We start from the raw sequence: 21,002 nt of genomic DNA on the forward strand, positions 1-21,002 counted from the left end.
CGCCTCAGATCGTCAGATCGATGGGAGTCTCGCATCCCGTTCGCGCGGCCTCGCGCGTCGACAGCGCAAAGCTCAGGGACTTGATCCCGTCCTCACCCGTAGCAGAGGGGGGGCCACGGCCCGCAACCGCATCGTCGAACAGGCGCACTGCCCGCAGATACAGATTCTCATGCGCGATCGAGAGCTGCCTCTCGCCGTCCCTGGTTCGCAGCAGAACTTCGCCTTTGGGCTGCTGGGTCATGCAGTCGGTCCCGATCAGCGACCCCTCTTCGCCATGGACCTCGAAGCCGGTCACCGCGTATCGGGTCGTGAAGGCATCGTGGAACTGGGCAATCAGCCCGCTTTCGAAGCGGACCACCCCCATGACGCCATCTTCGAGACCCGCCTGGCCCATACCACCCCGCGACGTCATCGCTGTCACGGCCACGGGATTCTCATCGAGCACGAAACGCATGGTGTCGGCGTCATGAACGGTGATGTCGAGCACCACACCGCCACCCGACTCCGGCCGCTCGATCCGCCAGCCCTGCAGGTGCGGCGGGAGGTAGACCGCATGAAACACGCGGGCGAAAAGAGGCTTGCCGATGTGGCCCGCCTTGATCGCCGCATGAATTGCGCGATGGGTGGCCGCATTGCGCAGATGATGGTTCGTCCCCATTTGCACGCCTGCCGCCTTGCAGGCCGCAACCATTTGCCTTGCGTCCGCCAAACTCAGTGCGAGCGGCTTTTCGCACAGCACGTGCTTGCCGGCCGCCGCTGCGGCCAGCGTTTGCGAACAATGATGCTCGTTCGTTGTCGAGATGTAGACCGTATCGATACCGCTTCCGAGCAACGCGTCGAGGCTGGTTGCTGCTGTCGCGATCCCATTCTCGCCGGCAAAGTGCTGTGCCCGCTCCGGATTGCTGCTCATCACAGCCACCACCTCGCCGCCCGCTCCGCGGATGGCCTCGATCATCCACTCGCGCGCAATTGTACTTGCACCGATCAATCCCCAACGCAGGCCACTCAAGATGCGATCCTCCGTTTGAATGTCGCTCCACAACTCTCCCGAACGACCAACCGCGCTTCGCCCACGTAACTCTCGAGACGACGCTCGCCTTCGTTGATCTGCCTCAGCAGCATCTGCGCGGCGCGTTCTCCGAGACTGCCGGCATCGACCGACACAGTGGTCAGAGCGGGAGAGACGTGACGTGCCTCGGCGGTATCATCGAAACCGACGACGGCAACATCGCGCCCGACGGTCAGCCCCTGTCGCGCGATCGCCAACATCGCGCCGATGGCCACGACGTCGTTGAAGCAAACCACCGCCGTCGGCCGCTTCTCCGACGACAGCAAGCGCTTCATGGCGTCGAAACCGCCATCCTTCGTTGGCATGCTCTCAATGATCTGCGCGGGCTCGACGGCAAGTCGCGCCTTCCCCATCGCGCCGGCAAACCCGGCAACACGGTCCTGGAAAACGACCATCCGGCCGACGCCGCCGACGAAAGCAATATCGCGATGGCCGAGCTCGATCAGATGCTCGGTCGCCCGCGTTGCACCGGCCAGATTATCGGAAACCACCAGCGAGGCCCGGGTTCCGATGATCCGCCGGATCGCAAGCACGATGGGCAGGCGCGCCTCGAGCCGCGAGATTTCCGCCACGTCAGTGTCGAGCGCCGGACAGAGGATCAGGCCCGAGGCGCCATGCTCCCGCATCGAGCGCACCACCTCGGCCTGCCGGACGACACTTTCAGCGGTATTGGCGATGAACGGAACAAAGCCGGAGTTTTGCAGGGCGCGCTCGATGCCAATGGCAAGCTCTGCGAAAAACGGGTTCGACAGGTCATTAATGACCATTCCAACGATGTCGGCCCTCGCGCGCCGCAAGCTCGCAGCACCGCGATTGTAGACATAGCCGAGCGCGTCCATCGCCCCTGCCACGCGCTGGCGCGTCTCCTCTCTGACGAGAGGACTTCTCTTGAGCACAAGCGACACCGTCGACTTCGACACGCCCGCCGACTTGGCAATGTCGAGGATCGTCACCGCACGAGTCTTGTGCCCCGCACGCGCCATGCCCTTCGCGAGCCTCCCGAAATTTGGAACGTTCCAATACTCCCATTCCTCTCGATGCGCAAGGGCTCAAAATTGCGACGAATGTGGAATCTTGGCCTGGAACGTCAGAGCTTCCATATTATAGAACGTTCCAAATCAGACCCCCTCGTTCGCTTGGGCTCGAGCGCATGAAAGGAGACCGATATGGACGATCAGCAACGACCTCGCGCTTTGGTGACGGGAGCGGGACGCGGCATCGGCCGCGCCATCGCGCTCGCGCTATCGCGAGCCGGCTTTTCGATCATCGTGAATGATCTTCCTGGCTCGAAAGATCTCGACGAGACGGTGGCAGCCATCCGCGAAACAGACGGGGATGCAAATGCCATCGCGCTGGATATTTCGCAGGTCGAACAGCACCATCAATTCGTGGACGAAGCCTGGAACGCCTTTGGCGGCATCGACTGCCTCGTCAACAATGCTGGTGTATCCGTTAGCGTCCGCGATGATCTCTTGAACATGACGCCGGAGAGCTATGACCGCGTCATGAGGATCAACCTGCGCGGTCCCCTCTTCCTCACCCAGGAGGTCGCACGGCGGATGATCGACGCGCAATCGCACCACTTTCGCAGTATCATCACGATCTCGTCGATCAATGCCGAATTCGCCTCGATTGACCGCGGCGAGTACTGCGTCTCCAAGACGGGCTTGTCCATGATGGCTCGGCTTTTCGCTATCCGGCTTGCCGATCACGGCATCGGGTCCTACGAGCTTCGGCCCGGAATCATCCGAACGCAAATGACCGCAGTCGCCAAGGATAAGTACGACCGACTCATCGGCGAGGGTCTCACGCCTATCAAGCGCTGGGGTGAGCCTGAGGACATCGGAAAGGCCGTCGCTACCCTGGCGACAGGCCAGTTCAGCTATTCGACGGGAGATGTCATCCACGTCGATGGCGGTCTGGCGCTCCGGAAGCTCTGACGCGGAAGCAGGCCCCTCGCCTAGACAATTCCTGCCGACATCCCGCCGATGGCGGGACGCTCTATCGCCTTTTGCGCGCGATAATGGGATGCGCGATAGGCTGCGATCGGCGCGATCGCACCGCCGGCGCGCAGGCGGGCAATGGCGAGCAGCGGCGAGACGTCGGTCGTGAAGGCGCGTTTCAATTCGAGATGCGCACCGAGCGCGTCATTGGCCTCTTGCGCCGCCTCGAGCGCCGCGCGGTCGACGATCAGAGCCTGCGCATAGGCGCGCTGCAACTCGATCGCCGATTGCATCAGGCTCTCGATCGGATCGGTCACGTTATGCGACTGGTCAATCATATAAGCGGGCGCGAAGCCTTCCACCTTGCGGCGCTCGGCGTCGATCAGCTCATTGAAGACGAGAAACAGCCGGAACGGCTCGACCGAGCCGCTGTCGAGATCGTCGTCGCCATATTTTGAATCGTTGAAATGGAAGCCCGCGAGCTTCCCGAAGCGAACGAGCCTGGCGACGATCTGCTCGATATTCACGTTCGGCGCATGATGGCCGAGATCGACGAGACAATAGGCCTTGGGCCCAAGCTCATGCGCGACCGCGAAGCTCGTACCCCAATCCGAGATCACGGTCGAGTAGAACGCCGGCTCGTAGAGCTTGTGCTCGAGGAACACTCGCCAGTCGGCAGGCAGCGCGGTGACGATCTCGCACATCGCGTCGATATAGCGGTCGAGTGCCTTGCTCAGATTCGATTGGCCGGCAAAGTTCGAGCCATCAGCGATCCAGACGGTCAGCGCCTTCGAACCGAGCTTCCGCCCGATCTCGATGCATTTGATGTTGTGGGCGATGGCCTGTGCGCGCACACGCGCATCAGTATGCGACAACGAACCAAACTTGTACGAAAGCTCCTGTCCCGGCTGATCCTGGAACGTGTTGGAATTGACCGCGTCGAAGGCAAGGCCGTGCGTCGCGGCCTGCTCGCGCAAGGCAGCATAGTCGTCGACCTTGTCCCACGGAATGTGCGGCGAGATGGTCGGAGTCGCCCGCGCCAATCGCTGGATCACCGCGCAATCGTCGATCTTCTCGAAGACATTGCGCGGCTCACCCGGCCCCGGAAAGCGGGCGAAACGCGTGCCCCCTGTACCGACACCCCAGGTCGGAATGGCGACACCGAAGGCCATGACCTTCTGCACCAGGGCTTCCGCGTCGATCCCGTGCCGCGCCAGCGCGCGCTTCAGGGCGTCATAGTCCTCGGTGGTCGCGTCTTCGAGCCGCGCATTGTGCTCGGCAATGAAATCGGCGCTGATCGAGAACGGCGTGCTCATCGCGTGAAGGCCTGGGCGTTGCCGGCGTCGACATTGAGGATATTGCCGGTCGATTTGGCCGATAGGTCGGATGCAAAGAAGTAGACACCCTCCGCGATATCCTCCGGGAAAACCGACAGCTTGAGCATCGAGCGCTGGCGGTAGACTTCCTCGAGCTGGTCTTCCGTGACCTTGTTGGACGCCGCGCGCTGCTGGCGCCATTCGCCTTCCCAGATCTTCGAACCCCGCAGCACCGCGTCCGGATTGACCGTGTTGACGCGGATGCCATGCGTAGCGCCTTCCAGCGCCAGGCAGCGGGCGAGATGGATCTCCGACGCCTTGGCGGCGCAATAGGCCGAAGCGCCTGCCGAAGCGGCAAGGCCGTTCTTCGAGGCGACGAAGATGATGGCGCCGCCCATGTTCTGACGCTGCATCAGCCGGAACGCCTCGCGCGAGACGAGAAAATAGCCGGTGGCGAGAATGTCCATGTTCTTCTGCCAAAGCCCGAGACTCGTGTCCTCGACCGGCGAGGCCGAGGCGATCCCGGCATTCGAGACGACGATGTCGACACCGCCAAAGGCGCGCGCGGCTTCATCGAACGAAGCGACCACCGCCGCCTCGTCGGTTACATCGAGCTTCACACCGATCGCCGCGTCGCGGCCATGGCGCTTCGTGATCGCCGCAACGCGCTCGTTCAACGCCTTCTCGTCGATATCCGCAATGACGAGGCACGCGCCTTCACCGAGTAGCCGCTGCGCGGTCGCCCCGCCAATGCCGCCGGCACCGCCGGTCACATAGGCGATCCGCCCGGCAAGCGATTTCGGCTTGGGCATGCGCTGGAGCTTGGCCTCTTCCAACAGCCAATATTCGATATTGAAGGCCTCCTGCTCGGCGAGACCGACATAGGCGCTGACGCCCGAGGCGCCGCGCATGACGTTGATCGCGTTGACGTAGAACTCGGCCGCAACGCGCGCCGTCGCCTTGTCCTTGGCAAACGTGAACATGCCGATTCCCGGCACGAGATACACGACCGCGTTGGGATCGCGCATGGCCGGCGAGTCCGGATGCTTGCAGCGCCCGTAATAGGCGGCGTAGTCGCGCCGGTAAGCGGCGAGAACGTCGTCGAGGCCGGCGATCACCTCGTCGAGATTGTCGCGCACGGGATCGTAGGGCAGCAGCAACGGCCGGATCTTGGTACGAAGAAAGTGATCCGGACAGGAGGTGCCAAGCGGCGCCAGCTTCGTCAGCGCGCTGGAGTTGACGAACTCCAGAACCTCCGGGGCATCGGTAAAATGCCCGATCTTGCGCTCGTCCGCGGAGATCTTGCCGCGGATCAACGGCATCAGCCTTGCCGCGATCGCGCGGCGCTTTTCCGGCGAAGCCGTTTCGACCTTGACACCGCCGAAAGCCGGCTTCTGCTCATGCGCGGCAAGCCAATCGGCGGCCTGCTGAATCACGCGCAAGGTCATCTCGTAACAGGCTTTCGACGTCTCAGCCCAGGTGAAGAGCCCGTGGCCGCCGAGGACCACGCCGACATAGTCGGGATGGCGCGCGGCCATGTCGCCGAGCTTCAGGCCAAGATCGAAACCCGGCCGCTGCCAAGGCAGAAACCCGAGCTTGCCGCCGAAAACCTCGCGCGTCAGACGCTCGGCGTCGGCCGAGGCGGCGATGGCGATGACCGCGTCGGCATGGACGTGATCGACATGCCGGTGCGGCACGAAGGCGTGCAAGGGCGTATCGATCGAAGTCGCGCGCGGATTGAGATCGAAGGTGCAGTGATTGAACAATGCGACCATCTCGTCCTCATGGGCGAGGCCGCGATAGAGACCTTTCAGGCTCTCGAGCTTGTCGAGGTACAGCGTCGAAAAGCCGTCGCGCTTCATCGAGCCGAGATCGCCGCCTGACCCTTTGACCCAGAGCACGCGTACGTTCGCGCGCGTCAGCGGATCCTTCATCTCGATCTTGGCCGAGGTGTTACCGCCGCCGAAATTGGTGATGCGCAGATCGGCCCCGAGCAGGTTCGAGCGGTACAGCAATTGACCTGCCTCATCGAGCCCGGCGGCGAGCGCATCGTCCCAGAGATTTGGCAGGGGCGTGGCCGCGACCTCGCTCATTAGGCATTCTCCCTGTACTTGATCTCCGAGCAGCTTAGGCCACGGATTCAATCAAGGTCAATCACCGACACTCAACACCGCGACGCGACATGATTGATGCAGCGCGATATTGAGCGAATTTGACGGTTTGCAGTTGACCACTGGTCGAGAGCGTGACCTATTTACGGGCAAAAGGGAGGGCGACGTGCACGAGCGGGAACGCTGGCAGGTCATCAAGGCACTCTTGCGTGAGCGGTCGCTGGTGCGCATCGCCGACGCTTGTCGCGCGACCGGCGTCTCCGAAGCCTCGATACGGCGCGATTTCGCCAGGCTCGCCGAGCAAGGCGTCGCGATACGGGTGCACGGCGGACTCGAAGCCCTGCCGGAAACCGCCAACGCACCGGGCGACGTCCTCTCCCTTGCCACCCGCTCCTTCGACGTCAGCCAGACGCTCAATATCGACGCCAAGCGCGCCATTGCGAAAGCGGCAGTCGCCCTCTGCGCCGATGGCGAGACGATCATCATCAATGGCGGCACGACCACGTACCAGATGGGCGAATATCTGCGCGAGCGCCGTCTGAAGGTGTTGACCAATTCCTATCTGCTCGCCGACGCGCTGATCCACACGTCGAAATGCCGCGTCGCCTTGCCGGGCGGCGAGGTTTATCGTGAGCAGGGCATGATCGTTTCGCCCTTTGAAGAGGACGCGATCCAGCATTATTCGGCCACACGGATGTTCATGAGTGCGATTTCGATCGGCCCGCTCGGCGTGATCGAGGGTGATCCCCTGCTCGCCCGCGCCGAATCCAAACTGCTGAAGCGAGCCGACAAGCTGATCGTGCTGGCCGATTCCTCGAAATTCGTCTCGCGCGGCAGCCTTGTCGTCTGCCCGCTCTCGCGCATCGATACGCTGATCACCGATTCCGATGCGCCGAGCGACGCACTCGACATGCTACGCGCGAACGGTGCCCGCGTCGTCGTCGTCGACGCAGGCGCTCAAACCAATGCGGCGGCGTGACCATGACAACGGACGCGCACAGTGAGACCCCCGCAGCGCCGCTTCTGTCGGTGCGCGCGATCGAGAAATCCTTTCCAGGCGTGCGAGCGCTATCCGGCGTCTCGTTCGACGCCGCCAGGGGCGAAGTCCACGCCTTGCTCGGCGAGAACGGCGCCGGCAAGTCAACGCTGATCAAGATCGTTTCCGGAGTGTTCCCGCCCGATTGCGGCGAGGTGCTCGTGGACGGCAAGGCGGTCGACCTCGCGCGGCCGGACGATGCAAGGCGCGCCGGCATCGCCACGATCTATCAAGAGCTGCTGCTGTTTCCGGAGCTCACCGTCGCTGAAAATATCTTCATGGGGCATGCGCCGCGCGCTGGCCTCCGCCGGATCGACTGGCGAGCGATGCACGAGAAGACGAATGCACTGCTCGCCTCGCTCGAGATTCACGATCTGCAAGCCGACCGCATCGTCGGTTCGCTCAGCGTCGGCAATCGCCAGCGCGTCGAAATCCTGCGCGCGCTGTCGCAGGACGCGCGCATCCTGATCATGGACGAGCCGACCGCGGCCCTGACCGAATACGACGTGGCGCGGCTCTTCGACATCGTGCGCAAGCTGAAAGCCCGCGGCGTCGCCGTGATCTATATCAGCCATCGGCTCGATGAGATTTTCGCGATCGCCGATCGTGTCACAGTGCTGCGCGACGGAGCACATGTCACGACCAAGCGCGTCGCGAACACGGACGCACCAGAGCTCGTGCAACTGATGGTCGGCCGCAGGATCGAAAGCCTGTTCCCGAAGATCACGGTTCCGATCGGCAAGCCGGTGCTGGAGGTAAAGGACCTCGAACGGCGGCCGCTGACGAGGAGCGTCTCGCTCACGGTGCGCGCCGGCGAGATCGTCGGCCTTGCCGGCCTCGTCGGCTCGGGTCGCAGCGAGCTGGCGCAAACCATTTTCGGCGTCACGCCGGCCGAGAACGGCGAAATCCGGATCGCCGGACACAAGGTCGATATCCGCTCGCCGGCGCAGGCCCGGTCTTTGGGCGTCGGCTATGTTCCCGAGGATCGCGGCACCCAAGGCCTGGTGCGGCCGATGACGGTGCGTGAGAATTTCAGCCTCGCCGCGCTTGGCAAGGTCGCATTCGGCGGCTTCATCAATCGCGGCGCCGAGCGCAAGCTGGCCGGCGACGGTATCAGGCGCTTTGCGGTCAAGACGAGCTCACTCGAGCAGATCTCGGGCAAGCTCTCCGGCGGCAATCAACAGAAGATCGTGCTCGGCAAATGGCTCGCCAACGCGCCCAAGCTGCTGATCCTCGACGAGCCGACGCGCGGCATCGATGTGGGCGCCAAGGCGGAGATCCATCGGCTGATGGGCGAGCTTGCGGCTCAGGGGCTCGCCATCCTGATGATTTCGAGCGAGCTGCCAGAGGTGCTCGGCATGAGCGACCGCGTGCTCGTGATGCGCGAAGGCCGTATCGTTGCCGAATTCGCGCGTGAAGAAGCAACCCAGGAGTCGATCGGCGCCGCGATGATGGGCAGCCACGAAAACGCGGAGGAAGCGGCATGACGGCGGTGACCTTAGCCGGTGCCGAGGCTGATCCGCGGCGGTGGCTGAAGGTGTTCGCCTCGCAGGAGGCTTTGCTCGCGATCGCGGTGATCGGGCTCGCCATCGCGGTCGGCCTTTACAATCCGCGCTTTCTGGCGGCGCGCAATCTTTCCGACGTGCTGCTAGGCAACGCCTATATCGCCGTCGCCGCAGTCGGCATGTCGATGGTGATTGTTTCCGGCAACATCGATATTTCCGTCGGCGCGCTGATCGGCGTCCTGGCGACGATCAGCGGCACTCTGGCAGTGAACGGCGCGCCGATTGTGGTCGCCTGGCTGGCGGCGCTCGTTGCTGGTATCCTCGTGATGGCCTTGCAGGGCGTCATCATCGCCTATCTGCGCATTCCGGCGATCGTGGTTACGCTCGGCATGCTGTCGATCCTCAAAGGCGGCCTGATCAGCGTCACCGGGGGCAAATGGATCACCGACCTGCCCGACAGTTTCCATCTCGCCGATATCGAACTCTTCGGTGTGCTGCCGTTTCCGGTTTTTCTCATGATCCTGGTGACGATCCTGGCAGCGTTGTGGATGCGCTATTCGGCCTCGGGCCGCGCGATCTACGCCGTCGGTGGCAACGCGGAAGCGGCGCGGCTCTGCGGTATTTCGCAGCCGCGTACGATCGTGATGGTCTTCGCGCTGCACGGCCTCTTCGCCGGGGCGGCCGCCCTGCTCTACGCGACGCAGTTGCGCGTCATCCAGTCGACCGTGCCGCCCAATCTCGAGCTGACGATCATCACCGCGTCGGTCGTCGGAGGCGTCAGCATCCTCGGCGGCGTCGGCACGGTGGTCGGCTCGACGCTTGCTGCCGTGCTGATCGCCGAGATCGCCAGCGCGCTGGTCTTCATCGACGTGTCGCCCTACTGGATCCGCGCGGTCCAGGGCGTGCTCATCCTCGTGACCGTGATCGCCGACATTCTGCGGCGCCGGCGCATGGCCGGAGTCTGAGCGCCATGAGCGAAATCCCTCTCCCCCACCGCGCCAAGCGTGTCGTGCCCTGGTGGCTGCTGCGCCACGAGACCATGCTCGCGGTGATCCTGCTCATTGCGTTGATCGTGCTCGGGGGCCTGAACAGCCGGTTCCTCACGCTCGACAATCTGCTCAATCAAGGCAGGCTGACGACCGAGGTCGGACTGATCGCGCTGCCGATGACATTCATCATCATCACCGGCGGCATCGATCTCTCGGTCGGCTCGATCGTCGGGCTCTGCGCCATCCTGCTCGGCTATTCCTGGAAGGTTTTCGGCTTTCCCTTACCGCTGGCGATCTGCTTCTCGCTGCTCGTCGGCGCCGCGGCGGGCTTTCTCAACGGGATCGTCATCACCAGGGTGAAAGTACCGCCGCTGATTATGACGATCGCGACGCTCGCCCTCTACCGCGGGCTCGCCGAGGGGATCAGCCAGGCGCGTTCGGTGCGCGGCTACCCGGAATGGTTCTACTTCATCGGACAGGAGAACCTCTTCGGCGTGCCGGCGCAGCTCTGGCTCCTGCTGATCGCGATCGTGATCTCGGCTATCGTTCTAGACCGTACCATTTTCGGTCGGACGCTCTATGCGATCGGCAACAACGAGACCGCCGCGCGCTTCTCCGGTTTGCCGGTCGATCGCGTCAAGCTGATCATCTACACGCTATCGGGCCTCATGGCCGGCCTTTCCGCTTGTGTTCTCGTCTCGCGCGTGACCACGACCCGCTCGGACATGGGGATCGGCTATGAGCTCGACGTGATCGCGGCGGTGGTGCTCGGCGGCACCAGCATATTCGGAGGCGTCGGCACGATCTGGGGCACGGTGGTCGGCTTGGCGATGATCCAGCTCTTGAAAAACGGGCTGGCCCTGACCGGCGTCAAGGGTGACGCGACGATCGTGGTCATCGGCACGGTGCTCATCCTTTCAACTCTTGTGGCGAGTTCGCTCCAGCGGCGACGTGAGGGCGTTTGATGCAGTGACTGGCCGCGAAAAGAGCGGCTTCAACATGGGAGGAAAACAAAATGAAGCTCGGATTTTCTGCTGCATTCCTCAGCGCGGCGCTGCTGGCCGGAACGGCCTCGGCGGCGGACAAGAGATGGGACGGCGCGGACGACCTGCCGGTCAATCCGCTTGCCTGTTCGGCTGGCGAGGCCAACGCCGCGCCCGCGGCCAAGCCTTATGACGGCGGCCGGCCAACCAATGCGGCCGACAAGGCCGGCAAACCGATCACGCTCGTCGACGTGCCGAAGCTAATCGGCATCGGCTATTTCAACGCAACGTCGAAAGGCATGCAGGACGCCGCCAAGGCGCTCGGCAATGTCACGGTGAAGACCGACGGCCCGACCGAAGCCAAGATCGACGAGCAGATCAAGTTCATCGACAACTACATCACCAGCGGCGTCGACGGCATTCTCTTCGCCGCCAACGATCCGGTGGCTATCGCGCCGGTCCTGAAGAAGGCCCTGTCGAAGGGCATCCATGTCGTCGGCTATGACGCCAACTCGGCGCCGGATGCGCGCGAATGGTTCGTCAACCAGGCCGAGTTCAACGGCATCGCCAAGGCGATGATCGACTCGATGGCCAAGGAGGCTGGCGAGGACAAGAGCTTCGCGATCGTCACCTCGACCTTCACGACGCCGAACCAGGCACGCTGGATCGCCGAGATGTGGGCCTATGCGCAGAAGTGTCACCCCAAGCTGAAATGGCTGGAAACGGTCGAGGCGCAGGAGGACAATAACCTGTCCTTCAACCAGGCGACGACGCTGATCAACAAACACGGCGACAAGCTCGCTGGCCTGTTCGGCATGACCTCGGTCGCGACACCCGCTTCGGCGGAAGCGGTGACCAAGGCCAAGCTCTGCGGCAAGGTGGCGGTGGTCGGCCTTGCCACGCCCAATGCGATGAAGCCGTATGTCAACGCGGACTGCGTCAAGTCGGTCGTGCTGTGGAATCCGGTCGATCTCGGCTATGCCGCGACCTACGTGATGCGTGCCGTGGTCGACGGCAGCCTGAAGCCAGGCGCGACCTCAGTGGACGCGGGCAAGCTCGGCAAGCTGAACGTGGTCAACGGCAGCGAGATCCTGCTTGGCTCGCCCTTCATCTTCACGAAGCAGAACATCAAGGACTTCGATTTCTGATCTGGACTCGTCGCCCGGCCACAGAACGCTCGCGGGCGACGCACTTTTGGCCTCCGCTGTCATGGCCGTAACAAGCGGCCATGACACGGTGGTGATGTTGCTTGTCGAGATTCCACCTGCCTTGAGCTTGACGATGAGCCAGACGGTCGCAGTCCTTGACATCGGCAAGACCAACGTAAAGCTTGCCTTGTTCGATGACGGCCGGCTTCTCTGGGAAAAGTCGGCGCCCAACCGTGTCCTACCGGGCCCGCCCTATCCGCACGAAGATGTTGAGAGCGCTTGGAACTTCTTCCTCGATGCGCTTCGTGAGGCCGCACGCACGCATCAGATCAGCGCGATCGTTCCGACCGCGCATGGCGCAGCCGGCGCTTTGGTCGGCGAGAACGAACTCGCCGCTCCGGTGATGGATTACGAATTCACGGGCGTAGAAGCGATCGAGCCCGACTATGCCAGGCTGCGGCCGCCCTTTTCGGAGAGCCTGTCGCCGAAGGTGCCAGCCGGCCTCAATCTCGGCCGGCAACTCGCCTATCAGAAGTGGCGTTGTCCGGACCTCTTCGCCAAAGCAAGGCACTTCGTTGGCTATCCGCAATATTGGACCTGGCGCCTGACCGGCGTCGCGGTCTCTGAAGTCACTGCCCTCGGCGCCCATACCGATCTCTGGGCGCCGCGGCAGGGACAGGTCTCGAGCCTCGTCGAAGCTCTTGGCGTCGACCACCTGCTGCCGTCGCTGCGCCGCGCCTTCGATTCGCTCGGTCCGATTCAGCCTGAAATCGCCGCAATGACCGCGCTCGCGCCTGAAACGCAGGTCTTTTGCGGTATCCACGATTCCAACGCTTCACTTCTGCCCTATCTCGTCTCGCGCCAGGCGCCGTTCACCGTGTTGTCGACCGGCACCTGGGTGATCCTGATGTGCGTGGGCCTTTCACTCGATCAGCTCGATCCTCGCGACGACACGCTCGCCAACGTCGACGCGCTCGGCCGTCCCATCGCCTGCGGGCGTTTCATGGGCGGACGCGAATACGCCGCCATCGCGGGCGGCGGCGGCAATCCCGATCTTGACGCAATCGACCGCGTCATCGTGTCTGGCGCGATGGCTCTGCCCTGCTTCTCCGGCCAAGGCGGACCATATGCGACGACCAAAGGCATGATCCGCGGCGAAGTCGCAGCGCGCGATCGGACCGCACTCGCGACACTCTATTGCGCCCTGGTGAGCGATTTGATGCTGACGCGCATGGGAGCGACCAGCGGCGACCTTGTTGTCGAAGGGACCTTCGCCGGCAATGTTCCCTACTGTCAGACGCTCGGCGCGTTACGGCCGAAACAGCGCATCTTTGCGGCAAAGGACGCCGCAGGCACCGCACGCGGCGCCGCCATGCTGGCGCACTGGCCCCCGACTTATCCCATCGCCGCACCGACGCCCGTTCGTCCAGCAGCGATCGCCGGCCTCGACGCGTATCGCGACGCCTGGACGGCGTCAGTCAATCAGATCGCGCGTTGAAGCTGATCGCCAAATTCACCACCTGATCACAGGTCGCTTTTTTTCGATCTCAACGCCCGCGATCATGAGAAGTCGTCGCGACGGACGGTCATAGTTCCTTTTCGGCGAGTTCGCGAAACTCGTCGGGAACGGAGCGAGAGATGTCCAGCGCCACCGAGCCGTATCCAATCGCGTCCCATCCGAAGCGACCGCGGATCTTGTCGATGGCACGATCGGCCGCCAATCGTGCCATGCCTATCTTGGTTCCGGGGCGGCGGGGCTCATCTTGAAGTCCAAGTGGAAGTTCGAGCTCCAGATCCCAGCGCTCTTCGAGATGCGACACAGAGATCGCCAGTAGCGAGATGGTCTTCTCATTTGGGTGTTCTGCGAGGACCGCGCGCACGAGATCCTCTGCAATCTCGGCAAGGATAACGGTCGCGGAAATTGGTGCGTCAAGCGTGACCGACCGGGTGGCCGAATTCAGATTTGCGAAGCGAACGCGGACCGTCACGGTTCGGCCAGGCCTGGATTTGGCACGGAGCCGGGTGCCGATTCGGTCAGCGAGATGAAACAGGGTTGGGCGAAAGACGTCCTCTTCGGCAGGCTTCCTGCCAATTGCCGATTGCGCTCCTGCCGATCGGGCCCGGCGGTGAGTCTTGATTTCCCGCGGATCGCGATTCCACGCCAGTGCAGCAAGTTTCTCTCCTGCCGCCGGACCAAGCAACCGTTCAAGCGACCATCCCGGCGTCTGCGCCAGTTGGCCGATGGTTAGCACGCCGATCTCCGCGAGCCGTGTCTTTGTGACCGGGCCCACTCCCCACATGAGTTCGACGGGCAGGCGGTGGAGGAATTCCAGTTCGGTGCCGGGATCGACGACCACAAGCCCGTCGGGCTTGGCGACTTGTGAGGCGATTTTTGCCAGATGCTTGGTGCGCGCCACACCAACTGAGATCGGAAGGCCAAGCTCAGTGCGTACGCGCCGGCGGATTGCACCGGCAATTTCGGCAGGTGAACCGAAGAGATGGGTGCAGCCCGCAACGTCGGCAAAGGCTTCGTCAATGGAAATGCGTTCCACAAGCGGCGTGAAATCGCCGATCACCTTGATGGCGGTGTCACCCAACCGTTGGTATTCCCCAAAATGCCCGCTGACAAAGGTGATCTGCGGACAGAGCTCGCGCGCCTGTCGTCCCGGCATGCCCCCGCGCACTCCAAAGGCCTTGGCCTCGTAAGAAGCAGCAAGCACCACCCCACTGCCGACGGCGATTGGTTTGCCGCGCAACGACGGGTCAAGCAGTTGCTCTACCGAGGCATAGAAGGCGTCCAGGTCCGCATGCAGGATGGTGGCTGTCGTAGCCATCCCGATCGTTTGCCCGTGCAGTTTCGAGGACGTTGCAGCATCGAGAACATAATGCGAACATTCGTGACGGGTGTCAAGCTACAGAGTGCGATCGAAGCAACACGGACCGCGCGGCGGGTTTCTCAAGAAGTGGTGTGTTGGCTTCAACGGATCGTCTAAGCTGGCTTGATCTTCGCGAAATCACAGCTCTTCGAGGCGACGCCAAGCATGCAGCACGCGACGGCCATCCGAGCTGAACGCGAAGAAGCAACCGCCGCCAGCGGGTTGGTCATGGGCGCGATCAATCTCCAAACCGGAATAATGGCAGTACAAGAGAGTACCCACGCCACCGTGGCCGACAAAGAGCACGTCGCCCGGCTCATTGCGCGCCAGCACCTGCTCGACCTCGTCGACAATGCGCAGCTGGGCGTCAACCGCTCGTTCCCAGCCACGAATGCTGATGTGGGGTTGCCCGAAGAACTGATTGGCCACCGCCTCGAACTCGTCGGGGACGAGGAAGCCTGTGGCCGATCGGTCGTTCTCGTGCATCGCCTCGCGCACCTCTATGTCGACGCCCAGCTTTGCGGCAATGATCTCAGCGGTCTCGATCGCCTTTCGCTCTCCGCTGGAGATGACCTGCGTGGTACCTGACAGCCGTCCCCTGGTCGTCACGGCTTCCGTACGCGCTTTCCCGACCTCACTGAGGCCCCAGCACGGAACGGGAATCGACGGATCGATATTCACCTGGGGATGGGTCAGATAGCGTACGACATTCGTCATGATTGACTGATCACGCTCGCAGGCCTGCTTGCAATCGGCATCGTGTCGCCTCCGTCAATCGGTTTGTGTCGCAACACGCAGGCCGGACGCGTCGAAGACGTGCACGTCGGGAGCCGCCGCAACGAGCGTCACCGTCTCGCCCGGCGCCGGCGTCCGGCGGCCGCGAACCTCTGCAACGAACATCCTGCCGTCGCTGCGGCGCACATAGGCGAACGAGGCCTCGCCGAGCCGTTCGACGAGCTCGACGATGCCTTCGGCGGCGAAGGGACCGTCCGCGCCCCGGACAAGGTGCTCCGGACGGACACCGAGTGTCAACGCGTCGCCGACCTTCAGCGATGCCGCCGGCAGATCGAGGTTGCGAAACCCGGCGCCGGCCACGCGCGCGCGTCCGCCCTCGATGCTTTCGACCTTCGCCTCGAAGAAATTCATCGCGGGCGAGCCGATGAAGCCGGCGACGAACAGGTTAGCGGGTTCATAGTAGAGGTCGAGCGGTTTGCCGACCTGCTCGATGCGCCCCTTGTTCATCACGACTATACGGTCGGCGAGCGTCATCGCCTCGACCTGATCGTGCGTCACATAGACGATCGTCGCTTTCAGCATTCTGTGCAGATTGGCGATCTCGACGCGGGTCGAGACGCGCAGCGCCGCATCGAGATTGGAGAGCGGCTCGTCGAACAGGAAGACGGCGGGTTCGCGCACGATCGCGCGTCCGATCGCGACGCGTTGACGCTGGCCGCCGGAGAGATCGCGCGGATAGCGATCGAGCAGTTCCACGAGCCGCAACATGCGGGCGGCTTCCGCGACACGCCGCTCGCGTTCGGCCGGCGCCACGCCGGTAAATTTCAGACCGAACGTCATGTTCTTGCGCACGTTCATGTGCGGATAGAGTGCGTAGGACTGGAACACCATCGCGATGCCGCGCGCGGCAGGAGCGAGCGTATTGACGAGCCTGTCTGCGATATGGATGTCACCGCTTGAGGCGCCGTCGAGCCCGGCGATCATGCGCAGAAGCGTCGACTTGCCGCAGCCCGATGGGCCGACGAGCACGACGAATTCGCCATCCTCGATGCCCAGGTTGATGTCGTTGAGCACTGTCGTCGCGCCATAGCGCTTGTTGAGGCGCTCGATTCGCAGATTGGCCATCCCAATAACCTATTTGACTGCGCCGGAGGTGAGGCCTGCGATGAGTTGGCGCGAGAGGAGCACGTAGATTATGACGACCGGCAGGATCGCCATCGACAGCGCGGCGAGCACGGAATTCCAGTCGGTGATGTACTGGCCAAGAAACTGCTGCACCCCGAGCGTGACCGTATGCGTGGAGTCGCTCGACGTCAGGATCAGCGGAAACCAGAGATCGTTCCAGATCGGCACGATGGTGAAGACGGCGACGGTCGCGATCGCCGGGCGCAGCAGAGGGGCGACCACTTCGAAGAAGATGCGGGTTTCCGGCACGCCGTCGCAGCGCGCGGCGTCGCGCAAGTCCCTGGGGATCTGCTGGATGAACTCGCTCAATATGAAGATCGACATCGGCAGGCCTTGCGCAACGTAGACGAGGATCAAGGCCGTCAGCGTGTCGTTCAGGCCTGCAGACCGCATCATGTTGAGGATCGCGACGGAGCCAAGCCGGATCGGCACCATGATGCCGATCGACAGGAACAGTGCGAGCGCCGTCGAACCGCGAAAGCGGTATTCGGTCAGGGCCCAAGCTGCCATCGCGCCAAACAGCAGCACCAGCGCCATGCTGACGAGAGTCACGATCAGCGAATTCGAATAGTAGGTCAGGATATGAGAGGAGCGAAAAACCTTCTCATAGCCGACGAGGCTGAAGGTCGCAGCGTCCGGCGGCGCGAGCGGGCTACCGAAGATGGCGCTGCGCACCTTGAAGGAATTCATCACGACGAGCAGGATTGGACCAACCGCAAGCAGGCTATAGGCGATCAGGACGAGATGGACACTGAAGCTCCTTGCGCGCTGCTCCGCCGTCATGCCGCCCCCTCAGAAAGCGTAACGGCGGATGCGCCGCTGAACGAGGAAGAGATAGAGGCAGAGGCCGAGGAGAATGATGAAGAACATCACGGTCGCGACCGCAGCGCCCATCGTCGGATTACCGAGCTGGAGCTGATTGCCGAAGAAGGTGCGATAGAAGAACGTGCCGAGAATGTCGGTCGCGAAATTCGGTCCCGCAAGCGCACCCTTGACCGAATAAATCAGATCGAAAGCGTTGAAGTTCGCGACGAAGGTCAAGACCGAGACCAGGCTGATCGTCGGTAGGACGAGCGGAAGCTTGATGTGGAAGAAGATACGGAATTGTCCGAGCCCGTCGACGCGCGCCGCGTCGATCAACTCATCGGGGATATTGAGCAGCGCGGCATAGATCAGCATCATCGGGATGCCGACGAATTGCCAGACGGAAATGAGGGACAGGGTTACGAGCGCGCTCGATTCGAGGCCCAGCCAGGGAGCGAACAGTGAGCCCAACCCCACGGCCTTCAAAGCGCCGGCAGCTACGCCCCAGAGCGGGGACAGGATCAGGTTCCAGGAGAAGCCGACGATGACAACCGAGAGCATCGTCGGCAAAAACATGACGGTGCGATAAAAGCCCTTGAGCCTCAGGCCCGGCAGGCTCAGCAATCCTGCGAGCGCGATACCGATCGGATTCTGTACACACATGTGCACTGCGAAGAATATCAGATTGTTGCCGAGGGCATTCCAGAACGGCTTCGACCAGAGCGCATCACGGAGCAGCGTTTCGAAGTTGGCAAGCCCGACGAAATACCGGGCTCCAGACGGATCGCTCGTGTAGGTGGAGAGCGCCATCGTCGCGACGAGAGGATAGATCGAGAACAGGGTGTAGATCACGACCGCCGGTCCGAGAAAGAACAGCAGAAGGCCCGCGAGTTTTGCGCGAGGCATCTGGGCCGTGATGTTCGAGACCGATTCAGCCATGACGGAAAGAGATTAAACCTGCCGTGCGTTGTCGTCCCTCTCCGCGCTTGCGGCTCATGCCGTCTTGTTAGCGGAGTGTGCAGCAACTATCGAATGAAACAAGGACAGTCCCTCTCCCCGCGAAAGCGGGAAGAGGGACCGACGTCACTTGGCGGGCTTGTACCACTTGTCGAGGCCGTCCTGGAGCTGCTTGCCGGCAGCATCGGGCGTCAGCTTGCCGTTGACGACCTGCGCGGACACGTTCCAGAGCTCGTTTTCCAGATTCGGCGTACCGCGCGACAGGATCTGATACGAGTTGCGGATAGTTGACTTGCAGATCTGGCGCCATCCGACCATCGTCGCGGCGACGTCGTCGTCCACCTTCACCGGAGTCTTGGCAAGGGGGAAGAAGCCGGGAAGCGCGTTGGCGTAGATCGTTGCGAATTCCGGCGTCGTCAGCCATTCCAGGAACTTCTTTGCGTCTTCCTTGTTCTTCGACGCTGCGTTGACGCCCATCGCGATGTCGGTGTGATCGGAGATATAGCAATCCGTCGTGCCGGCCGGCTGCGGCGGCGGGAATGCACCCATGGCGAATTTCGCCTGGCCGCGGAACGTTGAGATATCCCACGAGCCAGCCGCATAGATCGCGCCCTTGCCGAGCGAGAACAGGTTCTGACTGTCAGCGTAGGTCTGCGCCTGGAAGCCCGATCCAAGATACGGCGCCCAGCTTGCGATCTCCTTGAAGGCCGCAACGTATTGCGGGTCGGTCAGCTTCTCCTTGCCCGCAATCAGATTGGCGCGACCGGTCTCGCCCTTCCAATAGTCGGGACCGACGTTCTGAAATCCCATGGTCGCAGCCTCCCACTGGTCAGCCGTGCCCATCACCAGCGGGACGTAGGTCCCGTCCTTCTTCAGCTTCTCGAGTACGGCGTGAAACTCCTCGAGCGTCTTCGGCTCGGACACGCCGACCTTGGCGAAAGCTTCCTTGTTGTAGATGAACCCGGCGATGACGGAGGCGATCGGGACGCAGAACGTGGTTTTGCCGTCGTCGGTTTGCCATGCGGCCTTTGCGACATCGGAGAAATTGTCCATGCCCTTGATGCCGTCGACCCCGTCGAGCTGGCGCTTCTGGTAGAGCGCGAGCGAGGCGTCGAACGGACGGCACGTGATGAGGTCGCCGGCGGTGCCGCCATCGAGCCGCGCGTTGAGGGCGGCGTTGTATTCCTTGGGCGCCGAGGGCGCGAATTCGATCTTGATGTCGGGATATTGCTTGTTGAAGGCGGGAATGATTTTCGAGTTCCAGATGTCGGCGTCGTCATTGCGCCAGCTCTCGATCTTCAACGAGCCTGCCTGGGCCGACGAAAGCCCCGCAAGCAATGCCAACGCGGCAGCCTCAGCTCCCATTGCAGCCTTGAATGTCCGTCTCATGCTACGCTCCCTTATTCGGGCCTTCGCCCTTGATCTCGTTGACGCCTGCGCGGCGCAATGCATCGTCTATCCGGCCTTTCGCAGCAGCGAGACACGTGACCGCCTCGCTCACGGTGACGATACCGCAGGCAATCAGGATCGCCGGCTTGACCTCGCCGCCAGCCTCGCGCAGCGCCGCTTCCGCTTTGGTATCGCTGACGCCGGCGATTGTTGCGACGATCCCGCGCGCCCGCTCGCGTAATTTCGCATTATCGGCCTTCAGATTGACCATCAGGCCCTGATGGATGTGGCCAAGCTCGAATCCCATCAATGATGAGAGCATGCCGAGCGCGGCCTTTTGCGCAGCTCCGGCCGCGAGCCGGGTCGAGCCGCGCAGCGCCTCCTCCCCGCTCTCGAGCAAGATCGACGCGTCGGCACCGACGAGCAAAGGCGAACCTGGACGATGCGCAATGCCGATCACGAAGGCGCCGCGGCGGCGCGCCTCCGCGGCGGCCGCGACGGTGAACGGCGTCGAGCCGCTCGCCGATACGACGATCACGGCATCACCAGAGAGGTCACCCAGCCCGGACATGGCCTGCTCGCCGGCTGCGGCATCATCCTCCGCGGCCCCATCGATACGGAACGCCTCGGCGGTCCCGCCGGGCAGGACAATTGCGATGCGGCTCTGCTCAAGGCCGAACGTGCCAGGAAGTTCGGCGGCATCTTCGGCCGCCGCGAGACCGGAAGAACCTGCACCCGCATAGACCAGACGCCCGCCTGCTCGCCAGATCGCGGCGAGGCGAAGCGCGGCGGCGCGGATGTCGCCGGAGGCAGCCGCGACCGAAGCGATCGCTCGGCGGTAGGACGCGAGCATCGCCTCCGCGAACGTCGCCTCATCGATCCCGACACCGCCGGTGTGGCGGCACCTCTCTCCGTCCGTCTCCAAGCTCGGCAGTACCGACATCGTGAATACCAAT

18 protein-coding genes are annotated in these 21,002 nt (G+C 63.0%); 7 read left to right on the plus strand and 11 right to left on the minus strand.

What is annotated here, in order from left to right:
* Positions 1-4: 4 nt before the first annotated feature.
* Positions 5-955 (minus strand): Gfo/Idh/MocA family protein, encoded by a 951-nt coding sequence (locus KUF59_RS27365; RefSeq protein ID WP_212459200.1) that lies wholly within the window; start codon positions 953-955, stop codon positions 5-7.
* Between the two features lie 50 nt (positions 956-1,005).
* Positions 1,006-2,052, minus strand: a complete 1,047-nt coding sequence (locus KUF59_RS27370; protein ID WP_212459201.1) for a LacI family DNA-binding transcriptional regulator — start codon at positions 2,050-2,052, stop codon at positions 1,006-1,008.
* Between the two features lie 183 nt (positions 2,053-2,235).
* Here KUF59_RS27370 and KUF59_RS27375 point away from each other — a divergent pair, with 183 nt between their 5' ends.
* Positions 2,236-3,009 (plus strand): 3-ketoacyl-ACP reductase, encoded by a 774-nt coding sequence (locus tag KUF59_RS27375; RefSeq protein ID WP_212459202.1) that lies wholly within the window; start codon positions 2,236-2,238, stop codon positions 3,007-3,009.
* Positions 3,010-3,029: 20 nt separating this feature from the next.
* Here the strand turns inward: KUF59_RS27375 and rhaI are convergent, their stop codons facing one another.
* Positions 3,030-4,328, minus strand: a complete 1,299-nt coding sequence (rhaI, locus tag KUF59_RS27380) for an L-rhamnose catabolism isomerase (protein ID WP_212459203.1) — start codon at positions 4,326-4,328, stop codon at positions 3,030-3,032.
* Entirely contained in the window at positions 4,325-6,421 is a 2,097-nt protein-coding gene (locus KUF59_RS27385; RefSeq protein WP_212459204.1) for a bifunctional rhamnulose-1-phosphate aldolase/short-chain dehydrogenase, read from the minus strand. Before KUF59_RS27385 ends, rhaI begins: the two co-directional genes overlap by 4 nt.
* 184 nt (positions 6,422-6,605) lie before the next feature.
* Here KUF59_RS27385 and KUF59_RS27390 point away from each other — a divergent pair, with 184 nt between their 5' ends.
* The 6 genes from KUF59_RS27390 to KUF59_RS27415 all read left to right on the plus strand — a co-directional run bounded on the left by KUF59_RS27390 (position 6,606) and on the right by KUF59_RS27415 (position 13,598).
* Positions 6,606-7,418 (plus strand): DeoR/GlpR family DNA-binding transcription regulator, encoded by an 813-nt coding sequence (locus KUF59_RS27390; RefSeq protein WP_212459205.1) that lies wholly within the window; start codon positions 6,606-6,608, stop codon positions 7,416-7,418.
* Between the two features lie 2 nt (positions 7,419-7,420).
* Positions 7,421-8,962, plus strand: coding sequence for a sugar ABC transporter ATP-binding protein (locus tag KUF59_RS27395; protein ID WP_212459206.1), 1,542 nt, complete (start codon positions 7,421-7,423; stop codon positions 8,960-8,962).
* On the plus strand, positions 8,959-9,945 hold the full coding sequence (locus KUF59_RS27400; protein ID WP_212459207.1) for an ABC transporter permease: 987 nt from the start codon (positions 8,959-8,961) through the stop codon (positions 9,943-9,945). Before KUF59_RS27395 ends, KUF59_RS27400 begins: the two co-directional genes overlap by 4 nt.
* Before the next feature lie 5 nt (positions 9,946-9,950).
* Complete coding sequence (locus KUF59_RS27405; protein ID WP_212459208.1) at positions 9,951-10,934, plus strand: ABC transporter permease; 984 nt, start codon at positions 9,951-9,953, stop codon at positions 10,932-10,934.
* A gap of 50 nt (positions 10,935-10,984) precedes the next feature.
* On the plus strand, positions 10,985-12,100 hold the full coding sequence (locus KUF59_RS27410; protein WP_212459209.1) for an autoinducer 2 ABC transporter substrate-binding protein: 1,116 nt from the start codon (positions 10,985-10,987) through the stop codon (positions 12,098-12,100).
* Between the two features lie 133 nt (positions 12,101-12,233).
* A complete protein-coding gene (locus KUF59_RS27415; RefSeq protein WP_212459210.1) occupies positions 12,234-13,598 on the plus strand; it encodes an FGGY-family carbohydrate kinase in 1,365 nt (454 codons plus the stop codon).
* A gap of 88 nt (positions 13,599-13,686) precedes the next feature.
* Here KUF59_RS27415 and dinB read toward each other — a convergent pair whose 3' ends face one another.
* The 7 genes from dinB to KUF59_RS27450 all read right to left on the minus strand — a co-directional run bounded on the left by dinB (position 13,687) and on the right by KUF59_RS27450 (position 20,989).
* The gene (gene dinB / locus KUF59_RS27420; RefSeq protein WP_212459211.1) at positions 13,687-14,934 is read right to left on the minus strand and encodes a DNA polymerase IV; all 1,248 of its coding nucleotides are present in this window, start codon (positions 14,932-14,934) and stop codon (positions 13,687-13,689) included.
* A 180-nt stretch (positions 14,935-15,114) separates the two neighbouring features.
* A complete protein-coding gene (locus tag KUF59_RS27425; RefSeq protein ID WP_212459212.1) occupies positions 15,115-15,693 on the minus strand; it encodes a histidine phosphatase family protein in 579 nt (192 codons plus the stop codon).
* Between the two features lie 54 nt (positions 15,694-15,747).
* Positions 15,748-16,836 carry an ABC transporter ATP-binding protein gene (locus KUF59_RS27430; RefSeq protein WP_212459213.1) on the minus strand — a complete coding sequence of 363 codons (1,089 nt, stop codon included), beginning with the start codon at positions 16,834-16,836 and terminating at the stop codon, positions 15,748-15,750.
* Between the two features lie 9 nt (positions 16,837-16,845).
* Positions 16,846-17,679 (minus strand): carbohydrate ABC transporter permease, encoded by an 834-nt coding sequence (locus KUF59_RS27435; RefSeq protein WP_212459214.1) that lies wholly within the window; start codon positions 17,677-17,679, stop codon positions 16,846-16,848.
* 9 nt (positions 17,680-17,688) lie between these two features.
* On the minus strand, positions 17,689-18,639 hold the full coding sequence (locus tag KUF59_RS27440) for a carbohydrate ABC transporter permease (RefSeq protein WP_212459215.1): 951 nt from the start codon (positions 18,637-18,639) through the stop codon (positions 17,689-17,691).
* A gap of 144 nt (positions 18,640-18,783) precedes the next feature.
* Positions 18,784-20,046 (minus strand): ABC transporter substrate-binding protein, encoded by a 1,263-nt coding sequence (locus KUF59_RS27445; RefSeq protein WP_212459216.1) that lies wholly within the window; start codon positions 20,044-20,046, stop codon positions 18,784-18,786.
* Position 20,047: 1 nt separating this feature from the next.
* Complete coding sequence (locus tag KUF59_RS27450) at positions 20,048-20,989, minus strand: N-acetylmuramic acid 6-phosphate etherase (protein ID WP_212459217.1); 942 nt, start codon at positions 20,987-20,989, stop codon at positions 20,048-20,050.
* Positions 20,990-21,002 lie beyond the last annotated feature (13 nt).

The organism is Bradyrhizobium arachidis, assembly GCF_024758505.1.
GTDB classification, from domain to species: domain Bacteria; phylum Pseudomonadota; class Alphaproteobacteria; order Rhizobiales; family Xanthobacteraceae; genus Bradyrhizobium; species Bradyrhizobium manausense_C.